Source organism: Bifidobacterium coryneforme, assembly GCF_000737865.1.
Lineage (GTDB): Bacteria > Actinomycetota > Actinomycetes > Actinomycetales > Bifidobacteriaceae > Bombiscardovia > Bombiscardovia coryneformis.
On record NZ_CP007287.1, the window covers coordinates 1,456,372 to 1,482,692 of the forward strand.

21 protein-coding genes, 3 tRNA genes and 2 pseudogenes are annotated in these 26,321 nt (G+C 60.9%); 5 read left to right on the top strand and 21 right to left on the bottom strand.

What is annotated here, in order from left to right; all coding sequences use genetic code 11:
• Nucleotides 1–29 precede the first annotated feature (29 nt).
• Nucleotides 30–1,283, bottom strand: a complete 1,254-nt coding sequence (locus bcor_RS05905) for an FAD-binding protein (RefSeq protein WP_051875815.1) — start codon at nucleotides 1,281–1,283, stop codon at nucleotides 30–32.
• A gap of 247 nt (nucleotides 1,284–1,530) precedes the next feature.
• Between bcor_RS05905 and bcor_RS05910 the strand changes: the two genes are divergently transcribed.
• A complete protein-coding gene (locus bcor_RS05910; RefSeq protein ID WP_033497844.1) occupies nucleotides 1,531–2,862 on the top strand; it encodes an O-acetylhomoserine aminocarboxypropyltransferase/cysteine synthase family protein in 1,332 nt (443 codons plus the stop codon).
• A 92-nt stretch (nucleotides 2,863–2,954) separates the two neighbouring features.
• Here the strand turns inward: bcor_RS05910 and rpmG are convergent, their stop codons facing one another.
• From rpmG to bcor_RS05965, 12 genes and pseudogenes are all read right to left on the bottom strand, one after another.
• Nucleotides 2,955–3,122, bottom strand: coding sequence for a 50S ribosomal protein L33 (gene rpmG / locus bcor_RS07435; RefSeq protein ID WP_081830819.1), 168 nt, complete (start codon nucleotides 3,120–3,122; stop codon nucleotides 2,955–2,957).
• A gap of 46 nt (nucleotides 3,123–3,168) precedes the next feature.
• Nucleotides 3,169–3,242: transfer RNA gene (locus bcor_RS05915), tRNA-Met, on the bottom strand.
• A gap of 4 nt (nucleotides 3,243–3,246) precedes the next feature.
• A tRNA-Thr gene (locus bcor_RS05920) sits at nucleotides 3,247–3,318 on the bottom strand.
• A gap of 1 nt (nucleotide 3,319) precedes the next feature.
• Nucleotides 3,320–3,401 (bottom strand) — tRNA-Tyr (locus bcor_RS05925).
• A 118-nt stretch (nucleotides 3,402–3,519) separates the two neighbouring features.
• Nucleotides 3,520–4,515: a class 1b ribonucleoside-diphosphate reductase subunit beta gene (nrdF, locus tag bcor_RS05930; protein WP_033490689.1), complete on the bottom strand. Its 996-nt coding sequence runs from the start codon at nucleotides 4,513–4,515 to the stop codon at nucleotides 3,520–3,522.
• A gap of 229 nt (nucleotides 4,516–4,744) precedes the next feature.
• Nucleotides 4,745–6,947 (bottom strand): annotated as a pseudogene (gene nrdE / locus bcor_RS05935) (class 1b ribonucleoside-diphosphate reductase subunit alpha).
• Between the two features lie 43 nt (nucleotides 6,948–6,990).
• On the bottom strand, nucleotides 6,991–7,491 hold the full coding sequence (gene nrdI / locus bcor_RS05940) for a class Ib ribonucleoside-diphosphate reductase assembly flavoprotein NrdI (RefSeq protein ID WP_045921885.1): 501 nt from the start codon (nucleotides 7,489–7,491) through the stop codon (nucleotides 6,991–6,993).
• A gap of 177 nt (nucleotides 7,492–7,668) precedes the next feature.
• Nucleotides 7,669–8,664 (bottom strand): class 1b ribonucleoside-diphosphate reductase subunit beta, encoded by a 996-nt coding sequence (nrdF, locus tag bcor_RS05945; protein ID WP_051875816.1) that lies wholly within the window; start codon nucleotides 8,662–8,664, stop codon nucleotides 7,669–7,671.
• A gap of 431 nt (nucleotides 8,665–9,095) precedes the next feature.
• Nucleotides 9,096–10,178 (bottom strand): histidinol-phosphate transaminase, encoded by a 1,083-nt coding sequence (locus bcor_RS05950; protein WP_033497842.1) that lies wholly within the window; start codon nucleotides 10,176–10,178, stop codon nucleotides 9,096–9,098.
• Between the two features lie 151 nt (nucleotides 10,179–10,329).
• A complete protein-coding gene (groES, locus tag bcor_RS05955) occupies nucleotides 10,330–10,623 on the bottom strand; it encodes a co-chaperone GroES (RefSeq protein WP_033490691.1) in 294 nt (97 codons plus the stop codon).
• A gap of 178 nt (nucleotides 10,624–10,801) precedes the next feature.
• Nucleotides 10,802–12,199 (bottom strand): hypothetical protein, encoded by a 1,398-nt coding sequence (locus bcor_RS05960; RefSeq protein ID WP_148303976.1) that lies wholly within the window; start codon nucleotides 12,197–12,199, stop codon nucleotides 10,802–10,804.
• Nucleotides 12,200–12,303: 104 nt separating this feature from the next.
• On the bottom strand, nucleotides 12,304–12,960 hold the full coding sequence (locus bcor_RS05965; RefSeq protein ID WP_033497600.1) for a GNAT family N-acetyltransferase: 657 nt from the start codon (nucleotides 12,958–12,960) through the stop codon (nucleotides 12,304–12,306).
• 194 nt (nucleotides 12,961–13,154) lie between these two features.
• Between bcor_RS05965 and bcor_RS07310 the strand changes: the two genes are divergently transcribed.
• The 3 genes and pseudogenes from bcor_RS07310 to bcor_RS07750 form a co-directional block, all read left to right on the top strand.
• Nucleotides 13,155–13,919, top strand: coding sequence for a 5-formyltetrahydrofolate cyclo-ligase (locus bcor_RS07310; RefSeq protein WP_081870378.1), 765 nt, complete (start codon nucleotides 13,155–13,157; stop codon nucleotides 13,917–13,919).
• Between the two features lie 108 nt (nucleotides 13,920–14,027).
• The gene (locus tag bcor_RS05975; protein WP_033490694.1) at nucleotides 14,028–14,231 is read left to right on the top strand and encodes an FmdB family zinc ribbon protein; all 204 of its coding nucleotides are present in this window, start codon (nucleotides 14,028–14,030) and stop codon (nucleotides 14,229–14,231) included.
• A gap of 295 nt (nucleotides 14,232–14,526) precedes the next feature.
• A pseudogene (locus tag bcor_RS07750) lies at nucleotides 14,527–14,595 on the top strand (hypothetical protein); the annotation flags it as partial.
• Here bcor_RS07750 and bcor_RS05980 read toward each other — a convergent pair.
• Nucleotides 14,581–14,808 (bottom strand): hypothetical protein, encoded by a 228-nt coding sequence (locus bcor_RS05980; protein ID WP_033497598.1) that lies wholly within the window; start codon nucleotides 14,806–14,808, stop codon nucleotides 14,581–14,583. The pseudogene bcor_RS07750 and the gene bcor_RS05980 overlap by 15 nt on opposite strands.
• Nucleotides 14,809–15,172: 364 nt before the next feature.
• On the opposite strand from bcor_RS05980, the gene mscL reads away from it, so the two are divergent.
• Nucleotides 15,173–15,703 (top strand): large conductance mechanosensitive channel protein MscL, encoded by a 531-nt coding sequence (gene mscL / locus bcor_RS05985; RefSeq protein WP_033497594.1) that lies wholly within the window; start codon nucleotides 15,173–15,175, stop codon nucleotides 15,701–15,703.
• A gap of 183 nt (nucleotides 15,704–15,886) precedes the next feature.
• On the opposite strand, the gene bcor_RS05990 is transcribed toward mscL, so the two are convergent.
• The 7 genes from bcor_RS05990 to rplJ form a co-directional block, all read right to left on the bottom strand.
• On the bottom strand, nucleotides 15,887–16,090 hold the full coding sequence (locus bcor_RS05990) for a hypothetical protein (RefSeq protein WP_033490697.1): 204 nt from the start codon (nucleotides 16,088–16,090) through the stop codon (nucleotides 15,887–15,889).
• Nucleotides 16,090–19,797 (bottom strand): helicase, encoded by a 3,708-nt coding sequence (locus tag bcor_RS05995; protein ID WP_420796633.1) that lies wholly within the window; start codon nucleotides 19,795–19,797, stop codon nucleotides 16,090–16,092. Before bcor_RS05995 ends, bcor_RS05990 begins: the two co-directional genes overlap by 1 nt.
• A 7-nt stretch (nucleotides 19,798–19,804) precedes the next feature.
• Entirely contained in the window at nucleotides 19,805–21,331 is a 1,527-nt protein-coding gene (locus tag bcor_RS06000) for an FHA domain-containing protein (protein ID WP_033497593.1), read from the bottom strand.
• A gap of 341 nt (nucleotides 21,332–21,672) precedes the next feature.
• Entirely contained in the window at nucleotides 21,673–23,145 is a 1,473-nt protein-coding gene (locus bcor_RS06005) for a glycoside hydrolase family 30 protein (RefSeq protein WP_238548545.1), read from the bottom strand.
• A gap of 130 nt (nucleotides 23,146–23,275) precedes the next feature.
• On the bottom strand, nucleotides 23,276–24,811 hold the full coding sequence (locus bcor_RS06010; protein WP_238548546.1) for a glycoside hydrolase family 30 protein: 1,536 nt from the start codon (nucleotides 24,809–24,811) through the stop codon (nucleotides 23,276–23,278).
• Nucleotides 24,812–25,109: 298 nt separating this feature from the next.
• Entirely contained in the window at nucleotides 25,110–25,490 is a 381-nt protein-coding gene (gene rplL, locus bcor_RS06015) for a 50S ribosomal protein L7/L12 (RefSeq protein ID WP_033490701.1), read from the bottom strand.
• Between the two features lie 101 nt (nucleotides 25,491–25,591).
• On the bottom strand, nucleotides 25,592–26,113 hold the full coding sequence (gene rplJ, locus bcor_RS06020) for a 50S ribosomal protein L10 (protein ID WP_033490702.1): 522 nt from the start codon (nucleotides 26,111–26,113) through the stop codon (nucleotides 25,592–25,594).
• Nucleotides 26,114–26,321 lie beyond the last annotated feature (208 nt).

Consider the following 26,321-nt stretch of genomic DNA (forward strand, 5'->3'; position numbering starts at 1 on the left):
GCCCGTACGCGCAGTATTCGCCGGGGCTGTCAGGCCAGGTTGATGCCAGGAGTGACGGGCTCGGGAACCAGGTGGATGCCGAAGGTGCGATCCACCCCCTCCTGGATGGTCCGGGCAAGGGCTACCAGGTCATCGGACCCGGCCCCTCCCCGGTTGGTCAGGGCCAGGGTGTGCATGTCGGACAGGGCGGCAGCAGACCCCTCCCCGAGAGAGAATCCCCTATGGAAACCGGAATGGTCGATCAGCCAGGCCGCCGAGGTTTTGACCAAGGATGGACCGGCAGCCGGGTCGCCGTGTACGGTGTCGACGAAATAGCGTGGGGCATCCGTCGGCAGGGCATCCGCAACCTCACGGGTGACGATCGGATTGGTGAAGAAGCTGCCGCAACTGTGGCGGTCAAGGAGCACCCGCTCACCCCGTGGACCTTGGAGGTCACCCTGGACAGCGGCCAAGGCCTCTTCCAGATCGGACGCCCTTCGGCAACCTCCCATCCAGTCGGTCAGATAGCGATAGGGGTCCTCCAGCATCCCCTTGCCTGCCCTGACGGTCAGCACCGCCTGGCGAATCCGCTCCAAAGGAAGGGAGGACCCGGGTTCCACACCCAGGGCCTTGGCCAGCTGGGCTGAGCCCACCCGAGCGGACGAACCGTGCCGCAGGACCAGGGTGACCGAAAGGACCACATACCGTGGTGTCGGGAAGAAGTGGTCATCGGGAACGGCCGGGGCCTGATACATGGTCTGTTTGAGAAGGGAGGTCCTGTAGCCGAAGTTCAGATCCGCAGCCTTGAGATAGGCGGTTACCTTGTCCCGACGGTCCCAGACCTCGACAGAGTCGACAAGGCCGCCGACCTCCTGTCCGTAGGCACCGATGTTCTGAACAACCGAGGCGCCGACCGTTCCGGGTATCCCCGACAGTCCCTCGATACCGATCAGATGCATCCGGACACAGTAGGAGACCAGGTCATCCCAGTTGGTCCCGGCCGGAGCATTGATATGGACTGTGGGGTCCCCGCCCTCCGGGGGCGCCACCTCGTCAGGAACCGAGATGCCTTGTCGGGTATCGCGCACCACCACCCCCGGGAAGTCCTTGTCCGAAACCAGGAGGTTGGACCCGCCGCCGATCATACAGAGCGGCAGACCATTGGAATCGGCGTTCTCCACCGCTTCGATCAGCCCGACCCTGTCGTGGGGTTGGACGAAGGACGCAATCCGCCCTCCCACACCCATGGTGGTGATATCGGCAAAGGTTGGAGTGGAGGCCTTGGTGGAAGATGCTTCTGGCATGTCTTTCACTGTATCATCGCGCACCGGAGAGTGGCTCCAGACACGTAGACGGCCGCCGATTGCAACATCAATCGGTCTACAAATCCGCGGCCACTCCCCCGCCGGATGGTCCGACTGACGAAATATACGCCCTCGATAACGCCCTATAAGGAACATCTATGGTGGTGCCGTTGCCGCAGCCATCTGAAGAGGGTTTGATAAATGAGTGAAATGGGTGCTTCCATCACATGAAGAGGGGTTGACCGCCATGAGCCAAGGATTTGCGACCAGGGCCGTCCATGGCGGCTACGACTGTCGAAGCCAGGGAGGAGGCTCGGCCAGCGTTCCCATCTACCAGTCGGCCGCCTTTGACATGGTCACCGCCAACCGGGGCGATGCCCTGGCTGCCGGCGAAATCGAAGGGTTCTCCTACTCACGCCTGTCCAATCCGACGGTCAAGGTCCTGGAGGACCGTATGTCCAGTCTGGAGGGAGGCAAGGGGGCCGTGGCCATGGCCTCGGGCATGGCCGCCGTATCATCGGCACTCCTCTGTGCGGCCGAAGGTGGCGGGAGGCTGATTTCACCGGTCGACCTCTACGGAACCTCGGTGGATGCCATGAAGACCTTCTTCCCCAACTTCGGCATCGAGACCGACTTCGTCGAAGACATCAACGATCTCGATGCGGTGGAATCCCTCATCAGGGATGACACCAGGGCCATCTTCGCCGAGTCCGTATCCAACCCGTCCACGGCGATAGCCGACATACCGGGACTGGCGGACCTGGCTCACCGGCACGGGGTCGCTCTGATCATCGACAATACGGTCCCCACCCCATACCTGCTCAATCCCATTGACTTCGGGGCTGATATAGTCGTCCACTCCACCACCAAGGGGGTCGCCGGGCACGGCAACGCACTGGGAGGCGTGGTCATCGATGCCGGACGGTTCGACTGGGGCAACGGACGGTACCCTCAAATGACCCAGCCTGAGCTGATCATCAGCGACGAGCGCCGCGGATCCATGGTCAGTTTCCTCGATGCCTTCGGCAACCTGGCCTTCCTCAACAGGGTCCACACCAAGTATCTCCACACCTTCGGGGCGGTCATGAGCCCCTTCACGGCCTACCTGCAGCTGACTGGGCTGGAGACCCTGGCCCAACGGGTCACCACCCAGGTGAGGACGGCGGAAACCCTGGCCCGTCACCTCTTGAGCATCCCCCAGGTGGAGTATGTCAACTACTCGGGCATTCCCGAGGGCCGGCACAGGGGCGATGCGGACCTGCAGGACCGTCTGGCCTCGACCATGCTGCCCAAGGGAGTAGGCACGATCCTCTCCTTCAAGGTCCGGGGTGGATATGAGCAGGTGAAGCGAATCGTGGACTCGGTCCATCTCCTGTCCTACATGCCCAACATCGGTGACTGCAGGACCCTGATTGTGGACCCGGCGCGCATCACCCACCGCGAGGTCCCCGGGCCATGCCGCCTCAGCGCCGGAGTGAGTGACGATCTGATTCGAATATCCGTGGGTCTGGAGAGTCCCGACGATCTGATCGCCGACCTGGATCAGGCCTTCGCCGTGGCCTATCAGGACTGGGACTGAGCCAGGCGACCAGGATCGCCAAATCCCATTCCAGGGAGAATATGAAAGGACCCGGCCAGATGACCGGGTCCTTTTCCGTAAGCGCTATGCAATCAACGGGTCTCGCGATGCAGCGTGTGCTTGCCGCAACGCGGGCAGAACTTCTTGAGCTCCAGACGGTCAGGAGTGTTACGACGGTTCTTGGTCGTAATGTAATTACGCTCCTTGCACTCGGTGCACGCCAGCGTAATGCCAGGACGGATATCTGCGGCTTTTGCCATGGTTCACCTCTATAGTCGTTGCACGACCGACGTATGTCGGCCACAGTAGCGAGGAAGAGACTCGAACTCTTGACCTTACGATTATGAGTCGTACGCTCTAGCCAGCTGAGCTACCCCGCCAGAGAGCCTCGGGTGAGAATCGGACTCACGACCTCTTCCTTACCAAGGAAGTGCTCTGCCACTGAGCTACCGAGGCGTGGCGGATAGTGGATTCGAACCACTGAAGCATTACGCGGCTGATTTACAGTCAGCTCCCTTTGACCGCTTGGGAAATCCGCCATGCCGCACTAAAACCAAGGTTCCGTACGACAACTTGCCTATAATGACACGTTTTGTTTTTTTTCGCAAGTCCAACAGACCCCGTGTCGCAGGTTGCTTGGAGCAATATCCTCAGAACTCAGAAGTCCCAATCGTCGTCGTCGGTTTCCACGGCCTTCCCCATGACATAGGAGGACCCGGAACCGGAGAAGAAATCGTGGTTCTCGTCGGCGTTGGGGCTCAGCGAGGCGATGATGGCCGGGTTCACATCGGTGGTGTCGGCGGGGAAGAGGGCGGGATAGCCCAGGTTCATCAGCGCCTTGTTTCCGTTGTACCGCAGGAACTTCTCCACATCATCGACCAGGCCCACACCCGAGTACAGACTCTCCGTGTACTCCACCTCGTTGTCGTAGAGGTCACCCAGGAGTTCGTAGGTATAGTCGCTCATGACCTGTCGCTCGGACTCGGAGACCTTGGCCAGGCCCTTCTGGTACTTGTACCCGATGTAATACCCGTGCACGGCCTCGTCCCGGATGATGAGGCGGATCAGGTCGGCCGTGTTGGTCAGCTTGGCATGGCTGGAGAAGTACATGGGCAGATAGAAGCCGGAATAGAAGAGGAAGGACTCCAGCAGGGTGGAGGCCACCTTGCGCTTCAGGGGGTTGTCACCCTCGTAATAGTTCAGAACGATCTGAGCCTTGCGCTGAAGGAACTCGTTCTCTTCGCTCCACTGGAAGGCCGCATCGATCTCGGGGGTGGAGGCCAGGGTGGAGAAGATGGAGGAGTAGGACTTGGCATGCACCGATTCCATGAAGGAGATGTTGGTGTAGACAGCCTCCTCGTGCGGGGTCAGGGCATCAGGGATCAGGCTGACGGCGCCCACCGTGCCCTGGATGGTGTCGAGGAGGGTCAAGCCGGTGAAGACACGCATGGTCAGCGTGTGCTCCTCTTCGGTCATGGCCTGCCAGGAGGGCAGATCATTGCTGACCGGAACCTTCTCGGGCAGCCAGAAGTTACCGGTAAGACGGTCCCAGACCTCCAGGTCCTTATCATCCTCCAGGCGGTTCCAGTTGATGGCGGTGACCCGATCGATCAGTTTCAGCGGCTGGCGCGGGATGGAAATAGGTGGGACCATGATGACGCTCCTTTTATTGGGTGGGACGGGCTTGAAACCGGCCCTGACTACTTCTATAAGTCAACGTTTGATTCCGACGACCAGGGACGCGGCCTGGCGGGCATCGGGTGGAATGACCAGTCTATCGGACGAACCGACATGCAGGGCCATGACAGAGGGCGACCGGCCCGTCCCAAAAGGGGCGGAGCCGGTCACGGTAGCGGTCCGAGGTGTGTCGGACCCGCAGGGGTCAGAGCATGCAGCTGACGCAGCCTTCGACCTCGGTACCCTCCAGGGCCTGCTGGCGGATGCGGATGTAGTAGAGGGTCTTGATCCCCTTGCGCCAGGCGTAGATCTGGGCCTTGTTCAGGTCACGGGTGGTGGCCGTATCAGGGAAGAAGAGGGTCAGCGAGAGCCCCTGGTCCACATGCTGGGTGGCCTCGGCATAGGTATCCACTATCTTCTGCCAACCAATCTCATAGGCATCCTCGAAGTACTCAAGGTTCTCATTGGTCATATAGGGAGCCGGATAGTAGACGCGCCCGATCTTACCCTCCTTGCGAATCTCGATCTTGGAGGCAATCGGGTGGATGGAGCTGGTTGAGTGGTTGATGTATGAAATCGAACCGGTGGGGGGAACGGCCTGGAGGTTCTGGTTGTAGATGCCGTCCTTGAGGATGTCCGCCTGGAGCTGCTTCCAGTCCTCGACCGTGGGAATCTCCACCCCGTACTGGTTGAAGAGATCCTTGACCCGCTGGGTTCTGGGTTCCAGGGACCTGCGGCCATCCGTGTACTTATCGAAGTAGTTCCCCTGCCCGGCCGGCTTGGCATAGTCGGACCTGGGGAAGGAATCGAAGGCCTTCCCCCGCTCGACGGCAATCCTATGCGAGGCCTTGTAGGAGTGGTAGGCAACGGTCATGAAGTACATGTCCGTAAAGTCCAACCCCTCCTCGGACCCGTAGTGAATTCCCTCACGGGCCAGGAATCCATGGAGGTTCATCTGCCCCAGACCGATGGCGTGACCCTCATCGTTGCCCCGCTTGATGGAGGGGACGGCCTCGATGTTGGTATGGTCCGCCACCGAGGTCAGGGCCCGCACCGAGGTCTCCACCGTGTCGGCCAGACCACCATCCATGGCCTTGGCGATGTTGAGTGACCCCAGGTTGCAGGAAATGTCGCGACCGACATGGTCGTAGTCAAGGTTCTCGGTATAGGTGCTGGGCTCCTGGACCTGAAGAATCTCCGAGCAGAGGTTCGACATGGTGATGCGCCCGTCAATCGGGTTGGCCTTGTTGACCGTGTCCTCAAAGAGGATGTAGGGGTAGCCGGACTCGAACTGGATCTCGGCCAGGGTCATGAAGAAGTCACGGGCGTCGATGTACTTCTTGTGGATTCGCTTGTCCTTGACCATCTCATCGTAGTGCTCGCTGATGGAGATGTCCGCGAAGGGCTTCCCGTAGATCCTCTCCACATCGTAGGGGGAGAAGAGGGCCATGGGGGCCCTCTGCTTGGCCAGCTCGAAGGTGATGTCGGGAATGACCACGCCCAGGGCGAGGGACTTGATGCGAATCTTCTCGTCCGCGTTCTCACGCTTGGTATCCAGGAAGCGCATGATATCGGGATGGTGGGCCGAAAGATAAACGGCACCTGCACCCTGACGGGCACCAAGCTGGTTGGCGTAGGAGAAGGAGTCCTCCAGGAGCTTCATGACCGGCACCACGCCGCTGGACTGGTTCTCGATGTGCTTGATGGGTGCGCCCATCTCGCGCAGATTGCTGAGGAGAAGGGCGACGCCACCGCCGCGCTTGGAGAGCTGGAGGGCGGCATTGACGCCACGGGAGATGGACTCCATGTTGTCTTCGATACGCACCAGGAAGCAGGAGACCGGCTCCCCCCTCTGAGCCTTGCCCAGGTTCAGGAAGGTGGGCGTGGCGGGCTGGAAGCGGCCGGAGATGATCTCATCCGCATACTTGATTGCCGCATCCTCGTCACCATCCGCCAGCTCCAAGGCCACGGCCACTGAACGCTGGGGAAAGTCCTCAAGGTACTGCTTGCCGTCAAAGCTCTTCAGCGCATAGGAGGTATAGAACTTGAAGGCACCCAGGAAGGTATCGAACTCGAATCCGCTTTTGGCTGCGTGGTCGTAGATCCTGTCCAGGAACTCGGGGGTGTAACGCTCGAAGACCTTCCGATCGTAGTACTCGTTATCCAGCAGATACCTGAGCCGCTCGGCGGTGGAAGGGAAGGCCATGGTGTTGGCAGCCACATGGTGGGTGACATACTGGCGCTCGGCCTCCTTGTCCTTGTTGAATTGGATCCTGCCATCCGCGTCACGCGTCATAGAGGTTGAGCATGGCGTTCAGCGCATGATAGTCATGCGCTGGATCATGGTCCTGCTCCTCACGGGTCCCCGTCTTGTCCAAACTGAGCGAAGTATCGTCGTAGGCGCCCATCTGCGTCCTTTCCTGGCTTGTCTGTATCGGTGTCTTGTTGTTTTTATTCAGGATGATTGTGGAAGAAGTCGAGCACACCCTTACGGACCTTGTCTTCGTCTTCCTTGGTGCCCATGAGTTCGAAATAGTAGAGGAAGGGCACCTGGCACTTGCGTGAGATGATGTCACCGGCCATGCAGAAGGCGTCGCCGAAGTTGGTGTTGCCCGAAGCGATGACCCCACGGATGCAGGCCCGGTTCTGCGGATCGTTGAGGAAGCGCTTTATCTGGGGCATGACCGCCTTCTTGGCCGAACCGCCACCATAGGTCGGCACCACCAGAATGTAAGGTTGGTTCACCTTGAGCTCAGGATCCTTGGGACGGAGGGGGATTCGGAACACATCAATCCCCTCATCCTCCAGATGGCAATTGGCGATGAATCTGGCCGTGTTCTGCGAGGCCGAGGAGAAATAGACCACCGACCCTACACGGTCCCCCTTTGCAGCCAGCTCCGGAGGGCTGACCTCCCCCTGGTCCCCCGGCCCGACTGGACCCGGTTTCGCCATATCCGACATACGATGACCTCCTGAAGCCTCCGGATCTCCCCGGATAAAACCTGCGTGCTCCCTGCCTTCAAATCAGGAAGCCTCAACTACTATATATGGGGACTCGCCGCAAAACGAGCACCACATATTGTGCCAACTGTTCTTCATCTCACATAGATGCCCATCCCGGGCAATATTTCAGAAATCCCAGTCGCCGTCATCCGTGGACTCCGAATGTCCCATGACATAGGATGACCCGGACCCGGAGAAGAAATCGTGATTCTCATTGGCCGACGGAGACAGTGCGGCCAGAATCTCCGAACTGACAGCGGTCTGGTCCGATCCGAACCGTGCCGGATAGCCCAGGTTCATCAGCGCCTTGTTGGCGTTGTACCGAACAAAGGCGAAGACATCGTCCACAAAGGGGAACCCCTCATAGATCTGGCCCGAGTAGACCATCTCCATGTCATAGAGCCTGTCGAGAAGGTCATTGGTGAACTTCTCCAGCATGACGCGGTCACCCTCGGTCCTATCCTCCAGGCCCCGCTGGAACTTATAACCGGAGTAGTAGCCATGAATGGCCTTGTCGCGCAGAATCAGGCGAATCATATCAGCCGTGTTCATCAGCTTGGCGTGACTGGAGAAATACAGCGGCAGATAGAACCCGGCATAGAGCATGAGGGAGGAGAGCATGGTGGAAGCCACCTTGCGCTTCAACGGATCATCGCTGACATACTCCTGCAGGACCGCATGGACCCGCTCCTGGAGGACGTCATTGGCCACGGCCCAGCGATAGGCCCTGTCGATCTCGTCGCTGGAGCAGAGGGTGGAGAAGACCGACGAGTAGGACCGGGCATGGACCGACTGCATGAAGGCGATATTGGTATAGATGGCCTGCTCCTGCTCGGTGCGGGCATGATCTATCTGAACCAGCTCTCCGATGGTGGCCTGGGTGGTATCCAGCATGGTCAGACCGGTGAAGACCCGGACCGTGGTCTGCCGCTCATGCTCGGTCAGACCATTCCAGGAGGGAATGTCATTGGACAGAGGAACCTTTTCGGGGAGCCAGAAGTTGGAGACCAGGCGATTCCAGACCTCCAGGTCCTTCTCATCGGTGATGTGGTTCCAATTGACCGGTCGGACCCTGCCCTCGGGATTGACCCGGTACTCGGGCGGGGTAATGGAGGCCTTCATCATCGCATCATCCGCATAGGCCCCGGCTGCCTCGGTCTCGATTTTCGCACTCATGTCCGTCCTACCTTTCATAACGTCTTCTACCCCCGCTCATATGGTTCTCGTCCGCAGCAGTCCTTGGACGTACCCTGCAACAGACGGATATGGATAGGGCTACTGCCGTACAGGCACTAGATATTGTTATCTCCAGTGCAGGCAACCACAATATATAGGCTCCCAAGAGCGGACACAAGCCTAAAAGCGGGTGTTTATGGCAGCTTGTGAGAAACCTAACAAAAACTTCGACCCCTCAAAGATTGGCTGTTCGGGACCTGGCACCCCTGTTCCACAAGCCATAAACAGAGGGGGAAAAGCGAAGGACAGAAAAGGGCCATGCCAGCGCATACAGAGCCGGGCGGTCTCCCTTGACCGCCCGCGGCTCCCACAAATCCTCAGATCAGCCCCTGCTCCTTAAGATCGGCACAGACCCGGATGACCCGGTCGTTGGCCTCGGCCTCCCCGATGGTTATGCGTATGCCTTCGTTCGGGAAGGCCCTGACCGCGAGACCGTTGGCAAGGAAGCTCTCATAGGCCTGGTCCGTGGCCCCACCCAGGGGCAACCAGAAGTAGTTGGCCCGGGAGCGGGGAATCCACCATCCCTGCCCCTCCAGGGCGGCAACCACCTTGGCTCGTTCCTTCATGATGCCTTCCACGCGATCCCGGAGCTGGTCGGACACATCGAGACTGACCATGGCGGCCTCCTGGGCCATGTCGCTGACACCGAAGGGCAGGGCCACCTTGCTCAGTCCCTGGACCACCTCGGCCGGTGCCACAGCGTAGCCGATGCGCAGGCCGGCCAAGCCATAGGCCTTGGAAAAGGTTCTTGCCACAACCACATTGGGATGATTCCGCATGAGTTCCAGCCCCTTGGCCTGGGCGGGATCGTCATTGAACTGGAAATACGCCTCGTCGAAGAGAACCAGGACATCATCGGGCACCGCCTCAAGCAGACGCAGCGCCTCCTCCTGCGAAACCGAAGTACCCGTAGGATTGTTGGGATTATTGACGATGACCAGACGCGTTCTGTCGGTCAGAGAGGCAATCATGGCCTCGATGTCGTGCCCGCCCCTGCCGTTCAACGGCACCGGCACGCAGGTGGCTCCGGCACCGGTCACGATGATGGGATAGGCCTCGAAACTCCGCCAGGGATACATCACCTCATCCCCCTCGCCGGCCACAAGATTGACCAGCTGGGTGATGACCTCCGTGGACCCGCACCCCAGCTGGATGTTCTCCGGGGCAACCTGGTGCAGGCGGGCCAGGCGCTCGACGAGCACCGTCCCACGCATATCCGGATAGCGGTTCAGGTGAACCAGGGCCCGGCCCGACACGGCCTCCCTGACAGCGGCCAGAGGAGGATAGGGGTTCTCATTGCTGGAGATCTTATAGGGGGTCAGTCCCGGGGTGACCGGAGCCGCCTTGCCCTGCCTGTAGCCGGGCAGGGCATCAATGGAAGAGCGATGTCTGTATGCCATGGCCACCATGGTAGCGGGCCATGCGCCGGGCACAAGCTTCAGGACCACTTACGACACCACAGGGCTCGCATAGCGGACCCGGACGGCGCCCGGATACGAAAAAGCCGGGGCCCCTCAGGACACCCGGCCAGAAAAATCGATAAGGTCCAGCCTACTTGAGGATGGCCAGCACGTCGCGCGCGGACACGATCAGGTAGTCCTCACCACCATAGGTGACCTCGGTGCCGCCGTACTTGGAATACAGAACCTTGTCGCCAACCTTGACATCCATGGGGATACGCTCCCCCTTGTCATCACGGCGTCCGGGACCGGCAGCCAGGACTTCGCCCTGCTGGGGCTTCTCCTTGGCGGTATCAGGAATCACCAGACCCGAAGCGGTCTTGGTCTCCGCCTCAGCCTGCTTGATGACGATCTTATCTTCCAACGGTGTGAGTGCAATCGACACTGTGGACCTCCCTACATCTGTGAGAACAGCCAATAAACCCACGCCGGAACGTCGATGAGAGGCTGACGAACACTCACCACGCATTCCTTTGCGCTACCTGTCATCGTAGCGCGAAATTAGCACTCTGCCAACTTGAGTGCTAATGCCGACAGTGAACAGTCACCGCAGGGTCGGGCACTCAGTCCTGCCTGGACGGCTGCCGACGGGCCAGGATGGCCTCGACTCCGATGGAGAGCGAGTCCGAGCTCTGCTTGGGAACCTCCACGTCGGCCTCCATCTCACGCTGATGGAAGTCCTTGGGCATATCCACCCGGCCCTTTTCGGAAGAGCCGGTTCCGGTCTTGCCTGCACGGTCGGCGTTCTTTCGCTTCCCTGCCTTCTTCCCTCGGGTTTCCGCCTTGGCCGGCTCGGCCTTGGAGACCTGCCTTGTGGACTTGATCTCCAGACTCTGCGGCCCTTCGGACTCCGGCATCGATCCATTCCGGGGTGAACCCAGGGAGAAGGAAATCAAATCCTGGGATGCGGCCATCTCAAAGGCGTCCAGGGCAGGAGAGGGCTTGATCCGCTCCAGTTCGTGGGTGGCATCCTGACCCGCGTCGCCCGATACCTGAGCAGGAGCAGCAGCAGTGAAGGACTCCAGGTTGACCTGCTGTCCTCGAAGAGAGACCGTACCTTTTCCTGCCTTCCGTGCAGCCTTCCCCGTTTTCCCGGCCCCGGCAGGCTGCCCTGCTTTCTCGGCACTTGAAGTGGAGTTCCTCTCAGCAGCATTCCGTACACCGCCACGGCGCTCGGAGCGATCGGCAATCTTGGCATCCGCCGACGGGGTCTTCCCGCCCTTGGTTCCACCCTTCTCGCCGGTCCTGGTATTCGCCGCCGCATTTTCGGTCTTGCGCTTACGGGCACTCAGGGCAGCGCGCTTGTCCTCGCGGGCCTTGGCAATGGTCCGGTTGATTTCCTGCTGGTCAAGGACATCCGTTGCAATCTCCGAGGGCGACCCCACGGGCTCCCCGCCATCAGCCGGAGACACGGCGGCCCTGCCGGAAGGACGGCCGCCACCTTTCGTCAGGCTGGCGGCTCGCTGGCGACGCTGGAGGGCCTTGCGCCGGGCCAGGTTGGCCTCCCAGGCACGGGCCTGAGCCGATGCATGGGCCCCGGCAATCAGAACCATGACCGTCAGAGCCAGGGGAATGAGCATGAACCAGAAGCTGTACTCCATAGGGAAGGAGAACCCGGCAACCAGGGCCGTCACCATCAGCAGGGAGACGACCAGAATGCGCCGCCTGCGAATCGCCTCCCGGCGCATCTGCCGAACGCGCCGGATTCGCTGGGCTTCACCCAGCGAGGCTTTGTCCTGCTGCTTCTGCTGCATGACCAACCCTTTCGCTGTTTGCGGCCCGGCATCACCGAACCGCATGCCGTCCTGCTCCCCAACCATGTGAAGGGAGGTGGACAGCTTGTCCTGACGGTGCTCCGAGGCCCGTTTCATACCTCTTACGGTCCGCCCCGGCAACCAAGCCAGTACCAGAATCGCCGCAATCACCACCATAACGATGCTGCTGAGCGATTCGTAAACCATAAGGCCCTACGTTAGTTGACGGCATACCCCAAATAGACCGGGAAGGCGAGGCGTGTCGGCCTTCTGGACCTTTCCTGGACGAATGGGACGGATCATGAACGGCCCTAAAGCCGGTCCAGAATCCGCGGATCGTAATCCTCCGACAAAAGACTGAAGGTCAGATGATCCCTCCATGCCCCATTCACATACATGTATCCCCTTCTCAGCCCCTCAGGCTTCAGACCCACCTTACGTGCCACGGCAAGGGATCTTTGATTCTCCGGCAGAATGGCCACCTCTATGCGGTGCAGATGAGGGCCCGTATCGGCCCGGAAGGCCCAGTCAGCCAGCAGGGCCAGGGAAAGCGGTGCGAAACCATGACCGATCCACTTCTCGGCGACCCAATAGCCCACCACAGCCGTTCGCATGGCCCCGTAGCAGATTGCCCCAAGTGATACCTGCCCGACCAGCCTGGTCTGAAACTCCATCAGGAAGAGGGCCGAACTTCCCTCACGCCTGGACCGCTCCAGGGAGCTCATCCATTGGGCGTAACTCATGCCTGGACCGTGCGTGGGGTCGCCGGATTCCCAAGGCGCAAGCCAGTCCCGGTTATCCCACCGCACCCGGTTCCACTCCTCCTGGTCACTCTCCCGGATGGGTCTCAGGCAAAAATCACCGTGCCCCGGTGGCGCAGTGAGCCGATCGGGGAGAATCAGGGCACGGGTCTGATCACGGGACTGACTGCCATGCCAGGCATCACGCAAGGACTGGAGGACGGACATATCTCCATGGTCTCACCAAACGATCGCCAAATCGCCCCGAACTCACCGGTATCCTCGTCCGGCCACCGCTGTGGACTACCAATCGTGGGAATCTCCTGATAAAACGGTCCTTATGACCCTGACGGTCCGGCACACTGTCATGTTGCCGCTCACGTCTCCGGTCGCGTTTCGTCAACCACCGGATAGGAGAAGCCATGCCAGTGGAGAACGACCCGAGCACGGGGAGGATGGGCGCGAGCGCCCAAACCCCACACGGTGGGGTCATGGACCAGAATGGGAGTTGCAAGAACGCCCTGCGCAAGAGGCGCTTGTCGGAGCGGCACCACATCAGCGACGACCGACTCTCTAAGGCTGGTCGGAATCTGGCCGTGCAGTTGCTCGAATCGGTTCTCCCGATGGTTGCATCGAAAGAAGACGACCGGATGGATGCGTCAGATCACGGCAGGGAGGGAGCCGTCCTTGGCGACATCCCGAGGGCCGCCGCTTTCTCTTCCATACGGGGTGAGGTTCCTACGGACGACCTCCTCAAGACCCTCCTGGATTGCGGCTATCAGGTCCTCATACCCAAACTGGGCACCGGCTTGGAGGTCGGATGGGGCCTCATGAGCGGACCGACCGACCTGAGCCGGATGGAGACCATCGGCGGCTGGCGGCCCGATGAACCCGAGGGCGTCAGCCTACCTGCCGAAAGCCTGGCCGGAGCCCGCCTGATTCTGGTACCCGCCCTCTCCATAGACACCTTGGGGACCAGGCTGGGTCGGGGCGGCGGTTGGTACGACCGGGCCCTGGTGAATCGGACGGACGGAGCCCTGGTTGTGGGCATCTGCTGGGAGGAGGAGCTGGTCACGGATCCTCTCCCCCACCTGCCCCATGACCTGCCGGTCGATGCCGTCCTGACCCCGACGGGATTCACGCTTACAGCGGCAGGCCGGTCACGTCGAGCGGCTTTCGGGTCATAATAAGGGTCGGAAGAGTCAGAACCCACCGCCTATGGTCGCCAGTACCGCTAGGATGTGGGTGTTGACCAGACTCGTGTAGAGAACGATTACCAGCGGAGGGAACGAACGGTGCCTACCTATCATTACCGTTGCAAGAACTGCGGTTACGACTTCACGGAGGAGCAGTCCTTCGACGACGACCCCATCACCATCTGCCCCAAGTGCAATGAGGAACAGGTCCGCAAGGTCTTCTCCGCTGTTCCCATCGAGTTCAAGGGGCACGGCTTCTATCGCACCGATGGGGCCTCGGGGTCCTCCGACTCCGGCAAGTAGCACTCCCCGTCATACTTGACCACATCAGCCATGGAACCCGGCAAATCAGGTAATCACCTGACAGCCTGGGTCCATGGCTGATTTTCATCTCTCCAGGGCACACGGCCCTTCCGATCGGACAGACAACCAACTGGCCGTTCGACGGCGCCTCCATACGGTACGCCGATTGGGCGCCTCATTTTGCCTGGGTCTGGCGGTCTTTTCCCTCCTGCAGATATTGATGGGCCTGATGGGACACCGGGAGATTCTTGTTGCGGCCTCTGACATAGCCCGCGGCGATATAATCACCACATCCATGGTCTCGACCAGAACCATGACCGGCTCCTACGATCTGCCCGGCTCTTTTTCCTCACCCGACCAGGTCCTGGGCCAAATCACCCGGGTATCCGTCACCCGAGACCGCCCACTTCTGGATGTTATGGTCGCCGGCCGTCATCCGGAACCACCCGGGACGACCTCCGTAAGCCTCCACCTGTCCAGCAGCACCGACTCCCTGGACCCGGGCGACCAGGTCAAGCTGCTGGCTCCCCACGGTTGTCGGCCACAGGAAGCAGTCCCTTCGAATCTTGTCGTCCACCCCACTTCGGCAACCGACGACTCCGGCTCTGACGGGCCATGCGTCCTATCACAGCAGGCACTGATTCTCGACCTCCCCCCGAAGCCCAAGACCTCATCAACCACCGGCCCGGACACCTCCACGCCCAAGCAGGAGGCTCGCCTTGTCACCATGGCGATGGAACCCGATGATGCTGTGAGGGTCCTCTCCATGGACCCGGACACTCCCCTGGTGGCCGTCCGCCTGAAGAGCGGGGCCGGTATCGAGGGTCCCGGTCCGACACCCTCCGAAGACAATAAGCACCATCCCGAGGCCATGACACCGATAATGAAAACAGGAATCCAGACATGTGCCTTGAGCACAGTGAAGGATAGGGAGGAAAGTCATGGACTCAATCAATCATTTCGCAGTCAAGGAGACCACACAGGCGGCCAGGAAAATCTCCGAGGTCAGCAACAAGGGCGTGGTGGGAGAGTTCAAGCAGTTCATCTCCCGGGGGTCGATGATCGACATGGCGGTCGGTGTGGTCATGGGCTCCGCCGTTACCACCATCGTCAACTCCATCGTCAACAACCTGATCAGCCCCTTGATCGCCATGATCTTCGGCAAGCCGGACCTGTCGGGACTACTGACCATCACCTACCGGAACGCCACCATATCCTTCGGTGCGGTGCTCACGGCCCTGCTGAACTTCTTCCTCATCGCCCTTGCCGTCTATTTCTGCATCATCCTGCCGATCAACAAGCTGCGGCAGATCAGCAGGGCGGCCTCAGGGGTCAAGGACAAGCCCGGAACCCCCTCCACCGAGGACCAGACCCTCCAGCTCCTGCAGCAGATTGCCGCCGACATCCGCGCAACCCGGACGGATGAAAACCAGGGTGAGCATGCCGCAGAGCGTCCCGAATCCAGCCGGTGAATTTCAAACAGGCTGGAATCATGGCAAGGTGAGCCCCGAGGGGAACGCTCCCGACGGGGGCCGGATTTCAAAAAGAGTCCCTGCCTGCAACCAGAACAACCGGTTGCGGGCAGGGACTTTCAGTACTCAAACGGACTCCCGGTCCGGAGAGCGCCCGCAGACAAAGATTCGGCCATCCGATGCTCAGTCCTTGCCCTCAGCCGGGAAGAGACCCCAATGGGGAGGAAGCTCGTCCAGGATGCGACGGTCATCCTCGCTCCGTCGATCCTCTTCGGTCTGCCTATCCGTGGAATCCATGAAGGTGCTGTCGGCATCGAACCGTTCCGTCCCCGTGCGCACCACACGACGGTGTCGGCGGGGACGACCAGGACTTTCCGCTTCCACCATCAGTGGGCCTGCTGGTAGATATCCGCCAGGCGGGCAACGATACGGTCGGCTTCCTTATCCGGATTGACGAAGGTCGAGACGCTCCAGACGGTCATGACGGACCAACCCAGCCTTTGCAGGTCCTCCGTGTTGAAGCGATGGCGCTCACGGGTGGACTGGGTATGCATGAATTCGACATTATCGGTCAGGACGGCCAGGGCGTAGGGCTTGTCCTTGAGACCAACCACCAGCGGAATCCTGGGGGAATCCTCATATCCGTAGTCGACCGCAACATCCAATCCACGCGAGCGCAGACGCTGGGCCAGGTCGCGGAAGAGGACGTTGGTCGATTCGGATGCCGAACCCGGCTGGGGTTCTTCATCACCCAGGCCCTCAACCCAGGCCAGGAGCTCCTTCAGGAGCTTGGGGCCAGGCTGGTGGAGACGATCGTCCTCCAGGTCCTGGGATTCGAACGCAGTGATGATATCCAGGTCACGGTCGGCCAAGGCCAGAGCATCCAGGAGCATTCCGCTGCCGCCGTCACCCTCCAGCTCGCCGAATTGCTGCAGGAGACGACCATGGGAGGTCTTGGCAAAGCCCAGGGTCAGCACCACATCCGTGGCCTTGGCCCCGCATACCTCATCGATACCGATGATGCGTACATGTCGGAGGAACTTGCCGAAAGCCTGATCTTTGGCGGCCGCGGCCTTCAACTCGGCCCCCAACCTGGAACGGTGGTTGGAGGAGAGGGTCACGACAGTCAGGATGTATGAGGCAGGCACGATGGAGAAGGAGGCCGCCCGCTGCCGGAGGAGGTCCACAACGGCCATCACCTCCTGCTGGTTGGACTCGACCAGGCCGGTCGCCATGACAGGCACACCGGTACCTTCGACCCTGGTCAGCCTGACCCTTCCGCAGGATCGTTCACAAGGCAGCGAAGCGGGAAGGGTCCCATACCCATGCTCCTGGAGGAAGCCGGACAGGATCGGGCTGCGCCTGGACGGGCGGGCGGGGGCCTGGACCGGAACCAGCTGGTCGACCAGCTGGAGGAGACCCTCCGAGGTAATGGTCGGACGATGGGCGATGACCGCCACCTGTCCGGCCCTGGCCAGGACGGTCAGGACCTGGATGGATGGCATATGGGCCCCGGCATCGATGATGACCGTATCGGCCAGCTGAGTCGGATTGGTCCGGGTGGCCAGGGTTGCAGGGGTGGCGATGATGATGGGCTTTGTAGCTGCCAGAATGCCGGGATGCGCCTGCTGGAAAGCCGAGAGGGATGCACCGGGGTTCCCGGCCAGCATGGTATGGAACTGGTTGGCCTCCTGGGTGCGGGAGAAGAGCAGCTCCGAAAGACGCTTCTCGCTCTCCTGGGCCACCATGGGTCCAACACTGGCCACGTGCTGTGCATCAACCTGGTTGAAACGCTCGGCGGCATTGGACAGGGCCGAGCCATCCTGGTTGGAGATGATCTGGGAGGAGTGCATGATGTCATCGAAGACCGTGGTCCACCAGGCCAGCCCCAGCTCTCCTCGGACGGCCTCGCGCTCCACCTGCCGGGTGCGGAGGTCCTGAACAAGGTCCTCCAGCCCAACAGCCTTGAACTCCCCTTCCAGGGAGCAACGCTCCGGCAGGGTATCCAGGGACAGGTGGTCATCAAAGAGGGCCTTGAGCCTCTCCTCCACCTTGTTGAATTCCATGATTTCCAGGTCGCCGCCGCTGGGCGTGGTGGTCAGGACCGTATCCAGGGCCGTCATGTCTTGGATCAGGGCATCCTGGGTGTCGATTATCGTATCCAGCTTGGGCGGAAGAACGGGCCAGCCGCCATGGGGGACAAAGGTGCGCCATTGGTCGGCCTGCTTGGCCACCACCTGAAGTGCCGCATGCAGGTCTTCGGCCTGGGCACCCGGCCTGAGCAGGCTCTTGGCCTCCTTGACCAGTCGACGGCGTTCCCAGAAGCCAAGATTGGTTCCGTTGGCCTTTCGGTCGGCCTTGGACTTGGTGGCCTCGATCATGGCCGGAATATCACGCTCGAAAATGGCCGGCTGGAACACGTCGAGGACCCGACGCAGGTTCTTCAGGACAACCACCTGCTTCCCCCAGTCACGAACAGTGGCAGGCACCGGGAAACCGCAGGTCTCCACGGTGGACTTGACCTGCTCCCGGGTGGCGGGCAGAAGCCGTTGAAGGAGGCGGACGACCCTGGCATAGGCGTCCACGGCCTCATTCTCGCTGGTCAGGGTGGCCCCGAACCAGGGGGTGTCGTCGGGTCCGATGGTGAATTCACCCAGCTGAGCCGCGCGCTCCAACTTCTCGGCCCAGACATCCATCTGCGCCTGGAGGGAGTGGGCCGTAGCCGCACTCAGGCGGACCCTGGTCACGGGGTGGGAGGGAAGGTTGGCAATCTGGGCAAGGTTCTGGATGGTCTGGTAGGCCGAGACTCCCCAACCCGTGTCCACACCGTGCAGGTCGCCCAGGTACCGGGTGAGCCGGGTACGCACGCCCACCAACTCGTCGGCCACCTGGTCGAAGTGCTCGGTCGCCTTACCGGGCTTGAAGCCCACAGCATCAATCAGACGTCGATCCAGGGCTTGACTGAACTGACCGTCGGTCATATCAAGGACCATATCAGCCATGCCGTTGGCCTCAAGCCGGTGCTGGAACCGACGCTTCTGCTCAACCACACAGGGCACGTAGAGAACCGTCCGCCCCGCCGCGACACAGCGGGCTGCGATGGCCAGAGCATCTTCCGCGCTCTCCCGACCGGTCTGTTCATCCAGGAGGACGCTGTGGCCCGAGCCAACCAGTTGGGCGGCATACCTGACCTGGTTATCAACGTCTCCGGCCTCGAATTCACTGTGCGGGTCGGCATCGAAAGGACTGTACTCAGGTACGGACTCGCCCCTGAGCCTGGCAGAGGCCTCCTGGTCTCCCGCCATGGCATCCAGCAGATCATTGCCGGTCGGCCCGGCCTCCATCCTGTCCAGGATGGTCAGGCTCTCCCCCAGCAGCTGGGCGGAGGGCTCGATGTAGCATCCAAGAACGATTTTCCGTTCAATCGTAAAGTCGTTGATCTTGGGGGCAATCAGCTCGGTCATGTCCTTGAAGAGGGACGAGGTCTCTGGGGTGCCACCTTCGTAGTGCGAGGCGGAGAAGAGCCTGGAGGTGTCCAGATTGACCCCCCTCTCCCGCATGGCGGAGATAAAGACCGGATTCAGGTCGACCTTTCCCGTGAAGCGGATGGAGGCCCGGGATGCCCCTTCCCGCCCTTCCTCGATGCAGACCGGGTAAAGGAGGACGGGCATGGCCTTGCCCTGCCAGGCTGCCACACCCACCACCAGGGAGAGCTGGGCGCAACCGCTTATACGCTCTTTTGCCGCCTGGTCGTCGAGTACCCGCTCCAGACGTCGATGGGCGGCGCGAAGCATCCCCCTGTCCCTGAAGAGGGCATTCAGGTGCACCTGCCCGCTGGCGAACAGCTGGGCGATTCCCGAGGGATGGGCATGGGTCAGATCCATTTGTGCAGCCAGTTGCCCAATGTTCTCCAGGGGGGTGACACCGGCCTGGTTCTGGTAGTCCTGCCTCCACGACCGGATGCGGTCCAAGGCAGACATGCCGGCCTCTTCCCGCTCGGGTTCATGGTCGGACCCATTTCGATCTTCCTGGCTCATTCCCACGCTTCCCTGCTCTTCGGCCATCTCGTCACTGTTCACTATCTGTTCGCTCATTCCTGACTCACTTCCCGATGGCATTCAGATACTCGCGATAGCCCTCATTGGCCTGAAGGGCCTCATCGATATCCTCGTTGCCCTGGGCGGACAACCAGGCGTAAAGGTCATCATAAAGGGCAGGATTCATGGCCAGGAAGGGCAGCAGCTGGGTGTGTTTGGCCATCTCGAACTGGAGGGCGAAATCCGAGGTGCGCTTGGCGTCGTCCGAACTCATCCCATCCACTTCGATGACTTCCTCCTGATTGCCATACTCCCCCTTGGCAACCCGATCAAAGACGGAACCCGGCTCGAATGCAGGCCGGTAGGTCTGCTCAGCATCTGCCGAACTGACCTCAATCTCCTGGCGTTCCCCGGCCATTTCCTGTTCCTGCTGGGCCATACGGGCCAGTTCGACTGCGCCGAGTGGCTGGAAGGCCCCCTCCTGTGTGGGCTGCTGGACTGGGGCTTCAGGCTGTACCTGGGTGGGGTGCTGCTGAGGCTGGGTAGCCGGCTGCATCCCGGCTTGGGTCTGGGCTTGCAACGGCTGCTGGGACTGAGGTTGAGCATGAGGCTGGGCTTGGACCTGAGCCTGAGGCTGGACCTGAGGCTGAGACTGGCCTTCTGCCTGCGACTGGGGCATGGCACCTGCATACGGCCGAACCTGCGGCTGACCCTGCTCAGCCGGAGCAGGAGTACCTGCCTCGCCTGCCTGGGCGTTTCTGGCATCGTCGAACAGATTGCGCTGGACCGGGGGCTTTCCTTCCTGTCCTCCGGGTTGGGCCAGGACCGGCAGACCGTCCACCTGCTGATTGCCTTGTGCGGATCGGGCGGGCACCTGCTGCCGTTCAGACGGTTCGGGCAGGCTTTGGGCCGGTGGCTGCTGTCGGGCCTGGGGCTGGGGTTCAACACCGGGCTGAGGCTGTGATGGAACTCCTGCAGACTGTCCACCTTGTGCTGGCGCCTGGTTGCCCTGAGGAGGAATCTGCGACTGGGTGGCTGCGGCATCACCTGCACCCAAGGCCATGTCATGCAGGGCACTGACCCGGTTCCGGACCCCGTCGGCACGGAAAATACCCGTCGGTTCGCCCGCCCTCATGTCAAGGATGTCGTCCACCGACATACCGGAGGCATCCGGTTCCACTGGTTCCCTCCGCTCATTCGCGTAGGAGAAGAGATCAGGCACCTGGCGGGCCTGGCTGTCCTCCGCCCGGACCTGTGCCTCGACCTGAACGAAGTCCACCGGCACATCCCCGAACTGGAAACGCACGGAAGATCCCGGCAGAAGGAAGTCGGCCTGGCTGGGCAGCCGGACCAGGGAACCATCGCCCTGAACCAGATAGGAGCCATTGGTGGATCCCATGTCACGCAGGACAGCGGAACCATCCTTGCCATAGGTGAAGACGGCATGGCGTTTGGACATGGACTTGGTCCCATCGGGAACCTCAAGGCGTCGTCTGCCATCATCGCCGAGAGGCCTCAGGGGCTTACGCCCAATCTCCAAGCTCTGACCGGGTTCCAGTCTGGTCTCTTCGACCCCATTGACCTTAATCATCCACTCCAGCTTTGGTCTCTGACCGTCACTCACGCTATGGACCTCCCAATCTGCAGCCGCCTTCACACAGTAATAAGGCTATTGTGTCATGAAATCCTGAAATAGGTCCGCCCGCCATATGAATCGACCGATAACCGGCACATCATCCACATCATCGACAGGCCGGGCACCCATCCCAGAGCCCCATTACACGAAATCAGGACTTATCCGCAAACGCCGGGGACGCCCTGCGGCAAGGACGATAGAAGTACAATCGGTTCCGGCCGACACCCCGAAAGGCGTCGGCCGGAACCGATACGACCGTGCAGCAGATCACTGCCGGTCAAGAGTGCCGAGTGCCGTCAGACATCGGTCTCATCCCTGTCATCCTCGGGGTGGGGGGTCATGTAGACCTCGAACTCCTCATCATCAGGAACAGTGGAGTCATTGATCCGTTCGCCGGGAACCCGATGGTAGGAAACCGTCCCGTATGCCGGGACCTCAACCAGTCGCCATCCGGCCCCCTCCCCATTGATGCCTACCGCCGCCTGAACGGGGGTTCCGGTCGGGTTATAGAGGATGAGACTGATTTCTCCACACCCTCGGACGAAGGCCACCGAACCAAGACCACCCCTACGGCCATCAGGGGTATAGGAGGTGGAGGCAACCCTGCGCGCCCCCACCGGCACATCCTGGCCATAGTTGCGCAGCATGAAGTACTCCATGTTCCGCTTCACCTTGCCGGTCCCTGAGTCAATCGTGATGACGCCACGGCGGCCTACGGTCTTGGCCCAACTGGGTAGACCACGCTCGTCCAGGGCCAGGTTCCACAGATCGATCATGCCCACGCCCTGGCGGACCAGGCCCGTGCCGATTTCGCCGAACATGACATGGCTGGCCTCTTCAACGGTCTCATCCAGCATGCAACGACGCTCGCTCATGACGCCCCTCCACTGGGGGAACTGACGGCTTGCGTTGAAGACCCACTTCGGGAGGCCGGAATAGGTATGAAGGGCGAAGCCGGCAAAACTGAGGGATTCGGTCGGGGTCATGTACTCACTGACAGGCCGGGTGAAGAACCGAAGTCCGTCATCTCCGAAGAATATCTCGACCTCGGGGAAACTGTGGTCCAGGGCCGGGCGCAGATAGTCAACGCCCCAACGCGTCAGCTCCTCCGGGGTCCAGACGGTCATGGGCCAGGAGGGATTGTTGGAGGGTTCGTTCTGCATGGTCACGGCTGCAATCGGGATGCCCAAGTCGCGGTAGGCCTGGATGAACCTGACGAAGTACTGGGCGTAGACGTAATCGATTTTGTCCTTGTTCCGGTACCCGTTGCCACAGTACTCACCCAGCCGCAACCGGCCCGACCCTTCAAGTCGGTTGCTGGTCTTCATCCACGCCGGAGCCGTCCAGGGAGAGGCCAGGATACGGATGCCGGGGTTGATGGCCATGATCTCCTGAAGGACCGGTACCACATACTTCATGTCCCTGGTGGCATCGGGAGAGCCGGGCTCCCCCTCGCCGATGGAGAAGTGATCCAGGGCCGCATCCGTCACCACGCCATCGGGCAGGTCGTCATACGAGTAGTAACGCTGGCTCGAAAAGTCACAGGACCCGATGCAGATGCGGAGGGTAGAGAATCCGCCCTGGGCCGGATCGAACATCTCGGTCAGTATCCTGCTGCGCTGACCCGCGTCCATACTGGTCATGAACAGGTAGGCACTGGAATCGGTCAGGGCCGCTCCGGCACCCTCCCAAAGCTGATACTGCCGGGTCGGATCAACCTGAATCGGGACGGCCTGACCCGGATCTGACACCGTGGCCGGAGAGTCCATTGGCCGACGCCTTTGGGAGAGGTCACCCGATGTGATTGTCCACAGTTCTTTCATGCTTGCCTCGTTTCACGAATTTCCACGACTACCGCCATTGGGGTTTGCCCGGGCCCACCCTGCCGCTCTGTCACGTTCAGGACTTGCCCGGGGCCTTGTCATCCATAAGACCCGAAGCGGGAATATCCAGGACGAACTCCCCATCATCCGGAACCGACGACCTGTTGATCCTTGAATCATCCGACTGGTGCATGGTCACCGTTCCCCAGGCGGGCACCGACACCAGCTGCCAGCGATTCCCCCACCCGTTCACAGTGACGGCCGCCCTTATCGGGGTACCTGTCGGGTTGTAGATGTGGGCGCTGATGGACCCGTCCGGGGCCATGAAAGCCACCGACCCCAGGCCTCCGCTCCATCCGTTGGGGGTGTAGTTACTGGACTCGATGACCCTGGACCCCGGTTCCACATCCTGACCGAAGGCCCTGAGCATGAAGTACTCGAGGTTGCGGCGAACCCGCCCGGTGGCATGGTCGATGGTGACGACGCCACGGCGGCCATCCGCTCCGATCTGGTTGGGCAGGCCCCGTTCGTCCAGTGCCATGTTCCAGAGGGTGATGAAGGATTCCCCGTTCCGGACAAGCCAGTTTCCAATCACGCCCGACATGATGTGGGCCGCGTCCTCGACCGTCTCGTTGAGCATGCACCTGCGCTCGGTCATCCCGTAGATCCACTGGGGGTAGACCCTGGTGGCGTTGGGCAGCTTGGTGTAGTCGTCGTCATACACATGGAGCGTCAGGCCGTCAATCGATCCAGCCTGGGCCGGGCTGACGTCCCGGTCGACCGGACCGGTCAGGCTGTGCGCGGAATCATCGTTGATGAAGATTTTGACCTGAGGGTGGCTCCTATCGAGAGCCGGGCGCAGGAATCTGTGGGCGAAGTCCGCCTGCTGGGCCAGGGTCCATGTCATGGCGGGCCAGGGAGCCGCGTTGGAAGGTTCGTTCTGGACCGTGACCGCCCAGATGGGGATGCCCAGGGCCTCCATCTCGTCCACGTACCTGGCGAAGTAGCGTGCATAGACCCCCTCAAACGAATCCTCCAGTGGGTCATACCCATTGCCTGTCCACTCATTGAACCGGAGGTGACCACCCTGGCAGAGATGCCCCGTGTTCTTCATCCAGGCCGGGGCGCTCCAGGGGGAGGCGATGATTCGCACGGCCGGATTGATGGAGAGGATTTCCCTGACGACCGGGATGATGTACTTGAAGTCCTTGGTGGCATCGGGCGCGCCCGGTTCCCCTTCACCCAGGGAGAAGTGTTTCAGGTCCTTGTCATGGTCCCCGTAGGGAATGTCGTCATAGGTGTAATACGGCTGGGAGGACGGTTCGCAGGACCCCAGGGGAATGCGGATGCAGGAGAACCCGGCCTTGTCGGGATTGAACATGTCGTCCAACATGGCATGGCGTTGTTCCTTGGACTGGCATCCCCAGATCAGCGAGGCTGCGGCATCGGTGATGGCGGCTCCGGCACCCAACCAGGGCTGATGCTGTTGACTCGGGTCGATGACTATCGGCGTGGCACCATCAGGGGTATCGGCGAACCCCGGCGAATCCAGGGGGCGCCGCCGGTCCGACAGGTCTCCCGATGTCACGGTCCAATACTGGTTGCTGAACATGTGCGTCATTGCATTCCTCTTAACGTCGACCTCGAACGGGAAGAATCAGGGCAGTAAACCAAGATACAGAGGCATAGTAACATATTTAATCACTATTGCTCAACTTGAGTCAGAAACAATCAACTGCTGATATAGATCATCACGACGGTCGCGAACGCCCCATCTACATCGATGAAGGTTCCCCCTCGTCGGCTCCGCTCCGACCCGGCCAAACCTCATTGCGATATGAAAAACCCCGCTCCATGGAGAACCATGGTGCGGGGCTTGCAGTTCAAGCAGCTCCTTCAGGAGCCTGCAATCACTTGAGCTCGACGGTGGCGCCGGCTTCTTCCAGCTGGGACTTCGCCTTGTCGGCGTCTTCCTTCTTGGCACCTTCCAGAACGGGCTTGGGGGTGTCGTCGACCAGAGCCTTGGCGTCGGCCAGGCCCAGGTTGGTGATGGCGCGAACGGCCTTGATGACCTGGATCTTCTTGTCGCCAACGCTGGAGAGGATGACGTCGAACTCGGACTTCTCCTCCTCGGCCGGTGCGGCTGCACCGGGGGCGGCGGCAACGGCTGCCACGGGAGCGGCGGCCTCAACGTCGAACTCATCCTCGAACTTCTTGACGAAGTCGGACAGCTCGACCAGGGTCATTTCCTTGAACGCGTCGATGAGCTCATCAGCAGAGAGCTTAGCCATGATGGCTTCCTTTCATTTGTGGCAACCGGTGTATTTGGTTGACCGGCCACCGAACATTCTTTTGTTTACAGCAGCTTGAATCAGGGCCGAGGGCCTTGAACTCAAGCGGCCTTTTCCTGCTTCTCGCGCAGCGCATCGAAGGTGCGCACGGCCTTGGTAGGCACAGCGACGAAGAGGTTGGCGGCCTTGGACATGGTGCCCTTGAGCGCGCCCGCCATCTTGGAAAGCAGGACCTCGCGAGACTCCAGATCCGCGATCTTCTTCACGGCATCGGCATCGACGACGGTTCCATCAATGAAACCACCCTTGACGACCAGTGCCTTGTTCTCCTTGGCGAAATCACGCAGCGTCTTGGCAGCCTCGACGTAATCACCCTTGACGAAGGTGATGGCGCAGGGACCGGCGAGCATCTCATCGAGACCCTCAATGCCAGCCTCCCCGGCTGCAATACGGGCGAGCGTGTTCTTCGCCACTGAGTAGGAAGTATCGCGGCCTAGCTTGCTTCGCAGGTCGGCGACCTGCGGAACACTGAGCCCGCGGTACTCGGTGAGGATCACCGCGTCGGCGTCACGGAACTTGTCCGTCAGCCTGGCGACGACCTCTTCCTTTTCGGGCCTTTTCATGGCGTTCCTTCCTGAGTAGACCATGGCATAGCCCAGCACAAGGAACCAGCAGAAGAAAGGGGAATACCCCACTCACAGGCGGAGCATAAACGAATCGGATAGAACAACCCGATAAACTCAACCTGTGCTGGCTCGGCGCACCGAACTTCGGGGACCTTACGGCCCCGACCAACAGTCTTTGGTGTACGGAGTGAAACTGTACACACCC

Bases quoted from the DNA above. Each gene is read 5' to 3' on its own strand.
- bcor_RS05905 (WP_051875815.1), bottom strand. From the start codon at position 1,283: ATGCCAGAAGCATCTTCCACCAAGGCCTCCACTCCAACCTTTGCCGAT.
- bcor_RS05910 (WP_033497844.1), top strand. From the start codon at position 1,531: ATGAGCCAAGGATTTGCGACCAGGGCCGTCCATGGCGGCTACGACTGT.
- rpmG (WP_081830819.1), bottom strand. From the start codon at position 3,122: ATGGCAAAAGCCGCAGATATCCGTCCTGGCATTACGCTGGCGTGCACC.
- nrdF (WP_033490689.1), bottom strand. From the start codon at position 4,515: ATGGTCCCACCTATTTCCATCCCGCGCCAGCCGCTGAAACTGATCGAT.
- nrdI (WP_045921885.1), bottom strand. From the start codon at position 7,491: ATGGCGAAACCGGGTCCAGTCGGGCCGGGGGACCAGGGGGAGGTCAGC.
- nrdF (WP_051875816.1), bottom strand. From the start codon at position 8,664: ATGAAGGCCTCCATTACCCCGCCCGAGTACCGGGTCAATCCCGAGGGC.
- bcor_RS05950 (WP_033497842.1), bottom strand. From the start codon at position 10,178: ATGGCATACAGACATCGCTCTTCCATTGATGCCCTGCCCGGCTACAGG.
- bcor_RS05960 (WP_148303976.1), bottom strand. From the start codon at position 12,199: ATGGTTTACGAATCGCTCAGCAGCATCGTTATGGTGGTGATTGCGGCG.
- bcor_RS05965 (WP_033497600.1), bottom strand. From the start codon at position 12,960: ATGTCCGTCCTCCAGTCCTTGCGTGATGCCTGGCATGGCAGTCAGTCC.
- bcor_RS07310 (WP_081870378.1), top strand. From the start codon at position 13,155: ATGCCAGTGGAGAACGACCCGAGCACGGGGAGGATGGGCGCGAGCGCC.
- mscL (WP_033497594.1), top strand. From the start codon at position 15,173: ATGGACTCAATCAATCATTTCGCAGTCAAGGAGACCACACAGGCGGCC.
- bcor_RS05990 (WP_033490697.1), bottom strand. From the start codon at position 16,090: ATGGTGGAAGCGGAAAGTCCTGGTCGTCCCCGCCGACACCGTCGTGTG.
- bcor_RS05995 (WP_420796633.1), bottom strand. From the start codon at position 19,797: ATGAGCGAACAGATAGTGAACAGTGACGAGATGGCCGAAGAGCAGGGA.
- bcor_RS06000 (WP_033497593.1), bottom strand. From the start codon at position 21,331: ATGATTAAGGTCAATGGGGTCGAAGAGACCAGACTGGAACCCGGTCAG.
- bcor_RS06005 (WP_238548545.1), bottom strand. From the start codon at position 23,145: ATGGACTCTCCGGCCACGGTGTCAGATCCGGGTCAGGCCGTCCCGATT.
- bcor_RS06010 (WP_238548546.1), bottom strand. From the start codon at position 24,811: ATGTTCAGCAACCAGTATTGGACCGTGACATCGGGAGACCTGTCGGAC.
- rplL (WP_033490701.1), bottom strand. From the start codon at position 25,490: ATGGCTAAGCTCTCTGCTGATGAGCTCATCGACGCGTTCAAGGAAATG.
- rplJ (WP_033490702.1), bottom strand. From the start codon at position 26,113: ATGAAAAGGCCCGAAAAGGAAGAGGTCGTCGCCAGGCTGACGGACAAG.